The sequence below is a fragment of the Capnocytophaga stomatis genome (assembly GCF_002302635.1).
Taxonomy (GTDB): domain Bacteria; phylum Bacteroidota; class Bacteroidia; order Flavobacteriales; family Flavobacteriaceae; genus Capnocytophaga; species Capnocytophaga stomatis.
In genome coordinates this window covers 1,515,738-1,528,567 of sequence record NZ_CP022387.1, presented here as the reverse complement: position 1 = coordinate 1,528,567, position 12,830 = coordinate 1,515,738, and the positions used below count along the sequence as shown (strand labels likewise).

Genomic DNA, 12,830 nt, shown 5'->3' with positions numbered 1-12,830 from the left:
CATCAATATTGTTCCAACAAATAATTAATCAAATCAGTTGTTGTTACAATTCCCACCAGTTTATCATTTTCCAACACAGGAATGGAATGAAAACTTTGTTTTGATAGTATTTCAGCTACTTCCTTAATAGTTGCATCAGAATTTACTGTTAGAGGCGTTTTTGCCATTATTTGGGGAATGGTGTACATATCGTAAACCACAGAGGTCACTTCGTCCTCGTTATCGGTCATATCCGCAAAACTGATTCGCAACAAATCGGAATAACTAACAATACCAATAATCCTATCACTTTCCACCACAGGAATATGACGAATTTTGTGCTTTTTAAAAAGCCTTTCTGCATCGTACAAAGACTGCGTCGGGGTTAATGTTATCAGCTTCCTCGACATAATTTGAGATATGGGAACTCGCTGTTTCATAGTGTTTTGTTTTTTATTTTGAATAATTTCTACAAGGCAAAGTTATCCCTAAAATGCGTGAGAAAGTATGACCAAAATCATTGGCTTTTAAATTTCTTTTTCGTACCTTTACTGAGTTTTTGAATGTTTATGTTTTGTGCATAATTTAAAACAAAAAACCTGAACAAAATTGCTCAGGTTTTAAAATCTTGAAAATATATTTTTTTAGAAAACAGCTGCTAAATCTTTTTTGTACTTAGCAAGCAATGCTCTTGTTAATCCAAGGTTAGCTTTTGTTGAATCTACTGCCAGATAAATAAAATAACTTCCGTTTGCAGAGATATCTATAATATGAATTTGATTTGCCAAAGTAATCAAAATATCCTCAATTCTGTCCTTCAATCCCAAAACTTGAAGTGCACTTTGTTCCGACTTAACAACCTCCAAATGGTAGGCAGAAGCCAAACTAGGGTCAAAATTAGGGTCAACTGTCTCAGAGCCATAAGAAACTCCAGATCTTACCTCTGTAACAGACACTGCTATAAATCCAGGAACATTATTCCTCATATCCTGAATAAACTTATCCAATACGTTTGTCATTTTATTATTTTTTAGTGTTGTTTCTATACTAATTACTAAAACTCCCAAAAAGTTAGAGGCATCGAGCGGATTCGAACCGCTGTACAAGGTTTTGCAGACCTCTGCCTAGCCACTCGGCCACGATGCCTTTTTTACTCAGGTCGCAAATGTACAATCTTTTCTAATATTAACAAAATCTTTTTCGTTTTATTTTTATGCTTACAGCTTCAACATCTCCTCCGATTGGCGGATTTAGTTTTGAAATTTTAACTGTAACTTTCTCTGTAATAATAAGTTCCTTAAATATTCTGTCAGATATTCTTCCTGCAACGTGCTCCAAAAGCTTTGAGCGAATTGCCATTTCTTCCTTTACTATTCTGTTTAAATGAACATAATTCACCGTGTCCGATAAGTCATCTGAGGTTATTGACTTCTCCAGACTTAGCTTAACTTTCAAATCCACACGATAATCACTGCCTATCAGCTTTTCCTCGTTCAAACATCCGTGATTTGTATGAATCCGTATGTTTTTTAAAATAATTTGCCCCATATTATTGATGAGTACATCTACAATTACTTACTCCTTGGAACAAATCAAGCCCTAAAGTAATAACGTGTGTTCCTGAATTATATTTTATTATGTTGTTCAACATCAGCTGGTATGAATATGCAAAATAAAAATGCCCTCTTTTTATTCCTGCCATCGGACCTGCATTCAATGGTACAAATACCTTATCATTCAAAAATCGATAATTTACCCCTACCCAATAGTAATCCTCCAAATCTCTCCATCGGAATTTGAGGTTAACATCTGTTGAAGAACGTCTGTCACTTTCGTAAAACTGAGCAAAAATAGAAGGTTCTATTTCAAAACTACTGTTACGATCTCTTTTATATCTGTACCCAGTGTATAAAGTATAGTTACGTAACGCTTTAGGCTCATTTGTTGCAAAAACATCAATATCTTTATTCAAAATATTTAACGCATTCAAACTTAAGAACCATCCTTTGTAACGATACAAAAATCCGACATCAAAGTTGTGATTTATTTGTGAACGATTGTTCGTAACGGAAGGGTCTGCCCCTGCTGATTGGTCAAACTTATCAATATCAATTCGGAAAGAATTCAGTGCATACGAAATACCAAAGGATACGAAATGATTCTCATAACGATCTAACGTTAAATGGTGAGCAAAACTTGCCTTCCCTCCCATTTGCTTAGTATTTCCATTTTTATCATTGTAAAGAATCAAGCCTGCTCCGCTTCGTTCTCCTATCCTAATATCTCCAGAAAGCGATTGATAATCAGGTGCATCTTTAATCCCCACCCATTGGGAAACCCCACTAAATCGCAACTTAACAAAGTCACCAATCCCTGCATAAGTAGATGTGATTAAAAACTCACTATCTGCCAAATACTGATTCATCTGAGGCAAGTGTAATTCCTGAGCATAGGACTTTCCTCCAAAAATAAAAATTGTAAGGATTAATAATATTTTCTTCATTGTCATAAAGTTATATGTAAAATATAAATCTTGTTTTTATATACAACTATGTGATGCAACACACAAAATTTCGACAAATATCTTTACTTTTTTTCTCTTTTCCTACTTTTTTTTTATTTTCCTATACACATTTAACATATTCGAGTTTTTTTAACATTTCTGAAAGATTTTACATTTAACACTTTTTCTATAAAATCAACAGCCGTTTCTTCCTACTAAATTTGCACATAATTTCGACCGATATATTTATTCCTAAAAAAATTTATCTTTCTTAAACTATTATGATTGAATAGATTAAATTAATAATGATAGATTTTTTCTCATTTTTTGTTGAAAAATATTTTTTATTACAAAAACTTACGTATATTTGCAACCTCAAAACGCTCATCACTTGCGGGTGTGGTGAAATTGGTAGACACGCCAGACTTAGGATCTGGTGCTTCACGGCGTGGGGGTTCGAGTCCCTTCACCCGCACAAACTAAAAGCCTTAATATGTTGATAAACAACATCTTAAGGCTTAATTTTTCTCCCAATCCCCTAAAATTCCCCTAAAATTGAGAAAAACCATTTTTTTGGAGCAAATATCACAACTTAAAAAGTCAAGGTTTTATACCAGTAGTTAAGCATTACTTAACAACTGCTTTTATCTTTCGGTTGGGGTTTGTACTTGGAGTTGTGGTTTTCCCTGTATGGGCTTTCGGTAGAATTACGCATAAATACGCTACAAGTCTTTTAAGAGCCTTGTTTTTGTTGAAGTATCAAAATCTTTGCCCTCATACAAAAAAGCATTAAAAAAAGCCCCACCGTTGAGGTTTAGGGCTTGTTATATGTTATCCTTTTATTATATCCTTTACGTCAAAGGTAGGTAATAAACGTTTGACAAATGATATACATTCTTTTATTTGTACCGAGTTTGAGCCATACACTTGCCCGTGTTCCCAGTCGTTTAATTCTGTGTGCCTGTTTTCTCCTAATGTTAGGGCGGTTGTTTCGCAAACGCTTAAAATATCATAAGCTCCGAAAAATTAAGAGGGTGTCAGTCCCTTCAACCGCACAAATGAAACGCTTTATTATATTGACGGTCAATATTTTAAAGCGTTTTTTGTTTTCTGTAAATTTCAACTTATTTTTATAAATCAATTCTTCCATATTTCACAAAAATAATTTAGCTCAACTGCAATCGATTAAGTTATTGGTACTTCTTCACAAAAACGAAAATTAACAAGAAAAAGAAATTGGGTAATTTTCATAAAAACTATTATCTTTGCCTCAATCAATGTGAAAAATAATCTAAATTTTTCAACATAATTGTTGCTTTTTTAACTACAAAACTAAATTATTAATGAAAACTCATAAAAACAAAATAGTTACAATCACCACAGTAGGTTTTGCATTGTTTGCAATGTTCTTCGGGGCGGGAAATCTTATCTTGCCTCCACTCATAGGATTAAGCACCGGAAAGGATTGGGGAGAGGCATTAATCGGTTTTTTTATATCGGCAATTATAGCTCCCTTTTTAGGGATTCTTGTGGTCACAAAATCAGGAACTTCATTTACAGACTTAGGAAAAAAAGTACACCCGAAATTAATTGACATTCTGGCTGTTCTGATAATTTTATGTATCGGACCCTTGGTCGCAATTCCTCGCACGGGAGCAACTACCTTTGAGGTTGGTATAAGTCCTTCTTTTCCAGAATTAAGCAATGTTGTTTTTGCAATCATATTTTTTGCAATTGTTTTGGTTTTGTCAATTTCGCGAACAACAATCGTGAATATCATTGGGAAATTTCTAACTCCAGTTTTGTTATTATCGTTATTTGCGTTAATCATTTTAGGAGTTTTATACCCCGTGAAACCTATTGAGGAAGGAATAACAGAATTTCATAGCTCAAGGGCATTCAGCGTAGGATTTACGGAAGGTTACCAAACTTTGGACGTTTTGGCTTCTGTTATTTTTGCAGGAATTATCATTTCAGCGGTTGTTAGTGATGGATATACTTCCGTCAGAGAACGTGTAAAAATCACAATATCAGCAGGTATGATATCCACTTTAGCTCTGTTGATTATTTACGGAGGTTTGATTTATTTGGGTGCTACTTCGGATTATTTGGAGGCAACCGGAGTTTCTCCATCTGAAATTTCAAGAACAAATCTATTGCTTCATATTTCAACTTCGATATTAGGGAAAGGAGGAACATTTGTTATGGCAATAGCCATCGCCTTTGCTTGCTTAACAACAGCCATCGCTTTGACCTCTGCCACAGGCTCCATTTTTGAAAAAATGTCAAAAGGAAGAATTCCGTACAAATTAGGAGTTACTTTGTGTACTATTATTTCTGCTTTCATATCAGTAAATAGTGTTGACAGCATTATAAATTATGCTATCAACATACTTCTGTTTATTTATCCGATTGTTTTTACTCTTATTTTGTACATTTTGCTTTTCGGAAGATTTGTACAGTCAAAAACACCTTTTGTTGCCAGCATTGTAGCAACTACCTTAGTATCACTTATTTCCGTACTAAAAAATCTTAACTTAAATTGGAATTTAGAGTTCCTATTCCGAATAAAAGAAGCCTTACCTTTAAACAGTTATCACTTAGAATGGTTACTTCCTTCGCTGGTTGTGTTTGTTATTTTTGCTATTTTTGGAAAGAAGAAATAACTTGAATGTATTTATTCTCTCCAAAAGAAATGATTTAGGACTTTGCCTGTTTTGATTTCTAACAGATGTTGGTTTGTAGTTTTGCTATCAAGCCCCCCCAATGACGGAATCCATTTTCCTGTTTTTATATAATCCAAGCAATCAAATAATTGCGGATATTTTCGAGCTATTTGCTTGGTGTTCAAACCTGTATAAAGAGCTGTTTTTAAATCCTTTCCGTTTGCAATTGTAATAAATTTCAGCAGTTCATCAATATCCCATTCCCCTCCCATAAAAAGCACACAGCTGATAGCTCCCTCGTACTTGTCAAGGAGCTTTTCGAATAATTCCACTGTTAATAATTCTCCTGAATTGGGATTCCAAATATGTTCAGAATGGCAACCTTTACAAGCTAACGGACAGCCCGTTATCGTGAAACAAAGTGAAATTTCATTCGGAACTTCCTGTAAAACAATATCATACTCGCTATACCGAAGCATTTCCGTAATATCTTTTCTTTGCTTCTTTTTGTCTGTCTTTTGAAAAATTGGTTATTCGTTTTAAATATCCAATGATTCGCGTTGCATAATCAACGTCCGTTGAATGGCATTTTACGCAATGTTCAGCAGTATGTTTATTAATGTAACCACAACTGTTACAATAAGTTACCTTTATATTGAAACAGAAGTAATTACAACCCGTTTTCGCTGCCACGTTCAGCAGTTTTAAAAATCCTTCTTTGGTTGGATATTCCTCTAAATTACAATGATACGCCGAGCCACCATCCAAAAACTGAATATATTCGTGTCCGTGCATATAAAATTTATCTATTATATTAACAGACTCATCTTCAACAATATAAAAATAAGAATTGTAACAATCTCTCGGCACAAAAAGCCCGTCTGCTCTATCCCAATTGGCATTCTTAACACCCAAATTTTCCGCAGGAACAAACTCCGTGTTAAACATATAACCATATTTTGATTTGGCTTCCTTATTCTTGTTGTAAATCAATTTCAGATTTTTATTGATAAAAGATTTATATTCTTCATTATCAGATATTTTCACACCAAGATATTCCGCTGCCTCTACCATTCCGTTTATGCCAATGGTAAGAAATTGTTTATCAAGTGAAATAAATCCGGCGTCGTACACGGGAAGCATTCGAGCATCTTTATAATCCTGAATAATAGCACGATACGCCACTTGATATTTATGGATATTATCAATCATTTCTTCCAAAGGAAGCCCTTTTTGATACAATCGATTCATATTGATGGTAATAACATTGATGCTCCCTGTGGAAACACCGCCCGCACCCAGCGAATAGCTAAAAGTATTGTCAGAAATTTCATTCCGTAAACGGCAGCAACTCGCCAATGAATCGGCATTATCGGATTGATAAATGAAAAATGCATTCCCTTCACTGAGTTCTTCAGCACAGAAATTGGCAAAATTTTGGTCAAAAACTTTCTTGTCTTTCGTTAACATTGCTGCTGTGACCACAGGAAACGTTAAAATGGCTTTAGTTCGCTCATTGTTGAACCACTTCATAAAATATTTCTGAAGCCTGTCCAATGATTCATAAACGGGTTTGCTTCCGTCAGGAAAAACAAAATTTCCGAACATCGAATCGAAATAAGGCTTGTCATACAACGAAATATTCCAAAACACAGACTGATACCCACGTGCCGCTGCAGGCTGATTGATAGCATAAACCACGTGTTGCATTTCGTTTTCCACTATTTTTTCGTGTGTTTGTAAGTAATTGATTCCGTAGTCTTTTCGAGCAAAATAATCAAAATACATTAAAAATTCAACCGTTGCTACCGCTCCGGCAAATTGAGAAGATACTGAAAATAAGAAATTTACAAACGAACCGCAAAAACTTGCCAAATGTTTTGGAGCTTTGGATTCTCCGCCAAGTTTTAAAAGCCCGTCAAGCAAAAGCGGATACATCGAAACGCTCACGCAATAAGGTTTCAAGCTGGTTTCATCGTGAACGTAAATTTCGTGTTCCTCAATCTGGCGGATATATTCATCTGCTAATTCCTGACCGAAAAGTTGAGCTATTTTGTGCGAAACTAACATTCTATTTACTTGAATATTAATATCTTTATTAAGCTCAGCTTCCATTGTGGCTATGTTTTTATTGGAAACATTCGCATTTGAATCAAACAAAGAGCCACTCGCTGCATTTAATGATTTCAGGTAATTTTCAATGAAATTACACTTCGTTTTTAGTTGTTCGGGTGTTAATTTTGTGAATTTTGACATAATAAATTGTTTTTTGCTCCACAATAGTTGTGAAGTTTGGGGTTTATTAAAATGAAAAATACTCGTATTTAGTAGTAACCTCTTTGGGCTGAATTCTGTCTAAGACTTTTCTTATGTAAAAATGGTTAGTGAAGTGATTCAGTTTCTGAAATTATCAGAAAACAAGATTGAGTTTTGTTGCAATACAAATTATTACTATTTGTTTTTCAACCGCTTAAAAGAAAAAGTTTCTTAAGATTTCCGTGTTGCGAAGCTATACAAATAAAAGACTAATAAATCTTAAAATAAAAAATAGTTATGCACAAACTTATCAACACCAGATTAATCAACACTTCAAAAATTCAATTTATTTTTCTGATATAGCGATTTTTGAAGGTGATATTTTTCATTTTCGAAAAATAATCCCCCCATTTTTACACATTTATCAAATGAAGAAATATTTTTTATTTCTCAATATGAAAATATTTTTATACCTTTACAGAAATTTTGTCCGTTCATTCAATGACAAAAATTAAACCATTGGCAAATTTGCCAGATAACAACAAAACATTTGAAGAAACTCAATAAAATTTTAACAATATGTCAAAATTTAGAACAGAATCAGATTTATTAGGCGATTTACAAGTGCCTTTTGAAGCCTACTATGGCGTGCAAACCCAGCGAGCTATTGATAATTTCTACATTTCGGGAAGCAAAATGAGTGAATTTCCTGAATTTGTCAGAGCCATTGCTTATGTGAAATTAGCAGCCGCACAAACCAATCACGAATTAGGATTACTTCCTGACGAACTTTTAAAATCTATCTCACAAGCTTGTAACGAATTGATTGAAGGCAAAATGCACGACCAATTCCCTGTGGATATGATTCAAGGTGGGGCAGGAACCTCTGTAAATATGAACGCCAATGAGGTGATTGCCAATCGGGCTTTGGAAATTATGGGCTACGAACGCGGTGATTATCAGCATTGCTCGCCTAATGACCACGTAAATCTTTCACAATCAACCAACGACGCGTACCCAACTACCATAAAATTGGCTATCATCCGAATGAATGATTCGTTGGTAAAACATTTAAAACAGCTTGTTGATGCTTTCCGAAATAAAGGAAAAGAATTTGCCGATGTGATTAAAATGGGACGCACACAATTACAGGATGCTGTTCCGATGACACTTGGACAAGAATTTGAAGCTTTTGCAGCAACTTTGGAAGAAGAAATCACGCGTTTAAACAATCTTTCGGATTTGTTCTTGGAAATCAATATGGGAGGAACCGCCATCGGAACAGGATTAAATGCTCCTAAAAACTTCCCGAAAATTTGTGCTGAAAAATTAGCAAAAGCCACAGGCGAAGCCTTTGTTCCTGCAGCCGATTTGGTAGAAGCCACACCAGATACAGGTTCGTACGTAATTTACTCATCGGCATTAAAACGTATGGCTGTGAAACTTTCAAAAATATGTAACGATTTGCGTTTACTTTCTTCCGGACCGCGTGCAGGATTGAATGAAATCAATCTTCCGGCAATGCAACCCGGTTCGTCAATTATGCCAGGTAAGGTAAATCCGGTAATTCCTGAAGTTGTGAACCAAGTGTGCTTCAAAGTTTACGGAAATGACCTTACCGTAACATTTGCTGCCGAAGCAGGTCAGTTGCAATTAAACGTGATGGAACCTGTTCTTTGTCAGTCAATTATTGAGTCAATTGTCTTTTTGGAAAGAGCTTTAGACACCCTTCGTGAAAAATGTATTGATGGAATTACAGCCAATCGTGAAGTTTGCTTAAATATGGTGAAAAACAGTATCGGAATTGTAACGGCACTTAACCCATTCATAGGTTACAAAAATAGTACAAAAATTGCCAAAGAAGCCCTCGAAACCGGCAAGTCAGTTTATGACTTAGTTTTAGAACACAAACTGCTTTCACAAGATAAATTAGACGAAATTTTAGATCCTAAAAATATGTTGGGACTTTAAACAACTAAAAAAGAGCGATTAGAAAATCTAATCGCTCTTTTTTTATTCTTTTCTTTACTTCCAAAACGAATGCGAAACAACATCTGTTCGTTCATCGTTCTTTTTGTCGTATTTTCGTAGCTGACCCAACCAATACACAAAAAACACAATCGCAATTAGTATAAAAACCCAGCTTATTAGGTTGGCTGTCCACCAATTTTCAAGTTCCAAATTGCGTAAAAAATCCAACGGAATGAATAAAATTTCTTCAAAAAGATATTGTATAGCTTCAAAAAATGCTTTCATAGCTTATTGTTTTTAACAGTGTTACTTTTCGGGCAAAGATATTAATTCTTTTTAGATAAATAAACTTTTTTTCCAATTTCTAATGGATTATTGCTCAAAAAATGAACTTTTTCTCCGTTGGAAATACCGATTACCAAAAAATTTTCTCCCTGAAAATAGCAATTTTCAATCAACGTTTCCCAACCCGATTTTTCAACAACTTCAATTTGATAAGGTTTTAAAAGAATCGTTTTTCCGTTTTCAACATACTTGCTAACATCTCCAAAGAGTGAAGCCGTGTAGAAATCATCCTTCTGGTTATATACATCTAATAAATCTCCAAACATAAGCAAATTTCCATCTCTCATTATCAAGGCTTTATCAGAAAAAGATAACGCTTCCTTGCCATCGTGAGTAGCAACAATACAGCTTATTTTTTTCTCTTTCAAGTGGGTAAATAATGTTCGTTGGAGTTTATTACGGCGAAAGCTGTCAATTTGGCTAAACGGCTCATCAAGTATTAGTAATTCAGGTTCTTGTGCCAAAGCCATCACCAAACCGATGCGTTGTTTTTCGCCACCGCTGAGCAAAAGAGCTTTTCTGTTTGCAAAACTTTCCATTTCCACCAACGAAAGTAACTCATTTACACGTTGCTTTTTATATTCCAAATCAATGTTAGACAGGAACTTACCAACATTCTCAGCAACAGTATGGTATGGCATCAGCCCGAAATCTTGTGCTAAATACTTCATTTTTTCATAGCCGGGAACCAACTGACGCGAAGGTCCTACAACCTTTTTACCGTTGAAAAAAATGGTTCCCTCCGGCAGGTCGAATAATCCGTAAATGGCTTTCAGTAAGGTACTTTTACCGCAGCCACTCTCACCCATAATCGACAAATGTTCACCTTGTTTGAGCTGAAAAGAAATGTTACGAAAGCCCGCATCGGAGCCATCGTGTGTGTATGATATGTTATTAACTTCGAGCATCGTTTAAAAAAAGGCAAATATATAGGAAATAACTAAAACCACAATACTAACACATAATCAAACATTTACGAAATTAATTTTAGCTCAAATGAAAATTATTTTGAAAAAAGTTGTTGAAAAATTTTTTCTATCAAAAATTTGTTTCTACATTTGTAGTGTAAAATCTAAAATTGTAGAATATGAAAAAATTATCAAATACAGAAGAGCAGCTTATGGAGTATTTATGGCAGAAGCAAACCGCTTATATGAAGGATTTGATAGAGGCTTATCCTGACCCAAAGCCAGCAAATACAACCATCGCCACGCTCCTTAAACGAATGATTGACAAGGAGATGGTAGGATATCATCAGCGAGGAAACTCACGCGAGTACTATCCGAAAGTTTCTAAAAGTGCTTATTTTTCGCGAAAAATGAAAACCATTATCAGTGATTATTTCGGAAATTCAGCCTTTCAGTTTGCTTCCTTTTTTGCTAAGGAAATTTCAATGACTCCCGAGCAATGGGAAGAATTAAAAAAAATAGTAGATTCAAACCTTAAAAAGGAATAAAATGATACCATATCTTATCAAAACGCTATTATGTGGAATGTGTTTTTACACATTGTATCACTTTCTTTTATCACGAGAGAAAATGTTGATATTCAATCGGTTTTTCTTGCTTTCGGCTTTGATAGCATCGTTTGTTTTTCCGCTGATTACCATAGAAATGCCTTTTGAACCCATATTCGAAAAAATATTCGAGCAAACAGCTGTTACACAAGAGGTTAACAATTCCTCAATTTACGCAAATCCAACAACAGAGCAACTCATTACAGAAAATAACAACTTTACAAATCTGATTATCATATGTTTATATGGAGTGATTGCGTTTCTGATGTTATTTCGATTCTTACGTAACTTGTTTAAAATCTTCAATAAAATCAAAAAACATCCTAAACAAGTTTACGAAGGAGCTTATTTGGTCATTTTGGAAGAAGAATGTGCTCCTCATTCATTTTGGAATTACATTTTTATCAATAAAAAAGATGCCTATGAACAGAAAGTTTTATTACACGAACTGACACACATTCGGCAGAAGCATTCCGTTGATTTGCTTTTTGTCGAGCTTTTGAAAATCGTGTTTTGGTTTCACCCTGTGGTGCATTTGTTTGGAAAAGCCATCCGAATCAATCACGAGTTTTTAGCCGATGCTTGTGTGGTTTCTAAACACACAAATATTGCAGAATATCAAATACTTATACTCAAAAGAGCTGCTTCTGCAAATATCTCGATTTATAATTATTTCAATTTTTACAACACGAAAAAACGTTTGATTATGTTACAGACAAAAGTAAATCATTTTCGTAATTTATGTAAGGTGGCGTTGCTTATTCCAACAAGTGTTCTATTCCTTGTAGTTTTCGCCGAAAAAAGCTACGCCCAAGAAGTGGAAAAACAAAAAGAAGTTTCACCTTCACAACCTTCTGGTAAATACAAAATAATGAAGGTACAAGGCGTAGGTCTTCCTAACGGAAAGGGAGAAAAAACAACTGTTACTTTGACAGATGAAGCCGGTAATGAAATTGTGGAGCAAATCACAAATAAAGCAGAACGACAGGCTTTTACGAAGAAGTATGGCTTACAATTACCGCCTCCGCCACCACCTCCGCCACCTGCTCCTTCAATACCTACTAAAAAAGTGAGCTATATGGAGTTGCCAGTTCCGCCACCTCCTCCAGTACCCGTCAAAGAAAAGTAATGAAATTTACTATAATGACTATTGATGCTTCGACTCCGCTCAGCAAGACAAACTCCGTGTCAGTCTGAGCGAAGTCGAAGACTTTTATATCGGTTATTTTAAATTCAAAATGATATAGCTTTATTTTTCTGTGAAAACATTAACAAAAAAGCAAGTCTTAAAAACTTGCTTTTTTATTGTAAAGTCATTGTATAAACTTTAAGCTATCATAAAATACACTTCTATAAGCAGATTCAACCCAATTAAAGTGTAAATAATTGTCATAACACCTATACCAAGACTAATGAAACCTTTAGTTTTTCGTTTTTTAGTCAGTAAAAAGTAGGATTCTGCCATCAAATATAAAGAAGAAATCGCACTCCACAGAAAAATAGATAGAAACAAAATCCTCTCCATTTTGATGTCATCTATTTTTGAAAAAATGTATCGTATAATCAAATAAATTAAAAGGAAACCTACAAAACG

At 34.6% G+C, this 12,830-nt stretch carries 12 protein-coding genes and 2 tRNA genes; 5 read left to right on the top strand and 9 right to left on the bottom strand.

Features of this window, described 5'->3' with window-relative positions:
• Positions 1-2 precede the first annotated feature (2 nt).
• The 5 genes from CGC58_RS06865 to CGC58_RS06845 all read right to left on the bottom strand — a co-directional run bounded on the left by CGC58_RS06865 (position 3) and on the right by CGC58_RS06845 (position 2,482).
• Entirely contained in the window at positions 3-419 is a 417-nt protein-coding gene (locus CGC58_RS06865) for a CBS domain-containing protein (RefSeq protein ID WP_095896050.1), read from the bottom strand.
• 204 nt (positions 420-623) lie between these two features.
• On the bottom strand, positions 624-998 hold the full coding sequence (locus tag CGC58_RS06860; RefSeq protein WP_095897147.1) for a hypothetical protein: 375 nt from the start codon (positions 996-998) through the stop codon (positions 624-626).
• Between the two features lie 56 nt (positions 999-1,054).
• Positions 1,055-1,125, bottom strand: a tRNA-Cys gene (locus CGC58_RS06855).
• 39 nt (positions 1,126-1,164) lie between these two features.
• Positions 1,165-1,527, bottom strand: a complete 363-nt coding sequence (gene folB, locus CGC58_RS06850; protein ID WP_095896049.1) for a dihydroneopterin aldolase — start codon at positions 1,525-1,527, stop codon at positions 1,165-1,167.
• Position 1,528: 1 nt separating this feature from the next.
• Positions 1,529-2,482, bottom strand: a complete 954-nt coding sequence (locus tag CGC58_RS06845) for a PorP/SprF family type IX secretion system membrane protein (RefSeq protein WP_095896048.1) — start codon at positions 2,480-2,482, stop codon at positions 1,529-1,531.
• A 393-nt stretch (positions 2,483-2,875) separates the two neighbouring features.
• Between CGC58_RS06845 and CGC58_RS06840 the strand changes: the two genes are divergently transcribed.
• Positions 2,876-2,957 (top strand) — tRNA-Leu (locus CGC58_RS06840).
• An 868-nt stretch (positions 2,958-3,825) separates the two neighbouring features.
• Entirely contained in the window at positions 3,826-5,148 is a 1,323-nt protein-coding gene (brnQ, locus tag CGC58_RS06835) for a branched-chain amino acid transport system II carrier protein (protein WP_095896047.1), read from the top strand.
• 11 nt (positions 5,149-5,159) lie between these two features.
• Here brnQ and nrdG read toward each other — a convergent pair whose 3' ends face one another.
• Together nrdG and nrdD are read right to left on the bottom strand one after the other, a co-directional pair.
• A complete protein-coding gene (gene nrdG, locus CGC58_RS06830; protein ID WP_095896046.1) occupies positions 5,160-5,627 on the bottom strand; it encodes an anaerobic ribonucleoside-triphosphate reductase activating protein in 468 nt (155 codons plus the stop codon).
• A complete protein-coding gene (gene nrdD / locus CGC58_RS06825) occupies positions 5,614-7,404 on the bottom strand; it encodes an anaerobic ribonucleoside-triphosphate reductase (RefSeq protein ID WP_095896045.1) in 1,791 nt (596 codons plus the stop codon). Before nrdD ends, nrdG begins: the two co-directional genes overlap by 14 nt.
• 579 nt (positions 7,405-7,983) lie before the next feature.
• Between nrdD and aspA the strand changes: the two genes are divergently transcribed.
• Positions 7,984-9,375, top strand: a complete 1,392-nt coding sequence (aspA, locus tag CGC58_RS06815) for an aspartate ammonia-lyase (protein ID WP_095896043.1) — start codon at positions 7,984-7,986, stop codon at positions 9,373-9,375.
• A gap of 54 nt (positions 9,376-9,429) precedes the next feature.
• Here aspA and CGC58_RS06810 read toward each other — a convergent pair whose 3' ends face one another.
• Positions 9,430-9,660: a DUF6341 family protein gene (locus CGC58_RS06810; RefSeq protein WP_095896042.1), complete on the bottom strand. Its 231-nt coding sequence runs from the start codon at positions 9,658-9,660 to the stop codon at positions 9,430-9,432.
• 41 nt (positions 9,661-9,701) lie between these two features.
• Complete coding sequence (locus tag CGC58_RS06805; RefSeq protein WP_095896041.1) at positions 9,702-10,628, bottom strand: ABC transporter ATP-binding protein; 927 nt, start codon at positions 10,626-10,628, stop codon at positions 9,702-9,704.
• Between the two features lie 179 nt (positions 10,629-10,807).
• Here CGC58_RS06805 and CGC58_RS06800 point away from each other — a divergent pair, with 179 nt between their 5' ends.
• Positions 10,808-11,176 carry a BlaI/MecI/CopY family transcriptional regulator gene (locus tag CGC58_RS06800; protein WP_095896040.1) on the top strand — a complete coding sequence of 123 codons (369 nt, stop codon included), beginning with the start codon at positions 10,808-10,810 and terminating at the stop codon, positions 11,174-11,176.
• A gap of 1 nt (position 11,177) precedes the next feature.
• On the top strand, positions 11,178-12,365 hold the full coding sequence (locus CGC58_RS06795; protein ID WP_232748803.1) for a M56 family metallopeptidase: 1,188 nt from the start codon (positions 11,178-11,180) through the stop codon (positions 12,363-12,365).
• Positions 12,366-12,830: the final 465 nt, after the last annotated feature.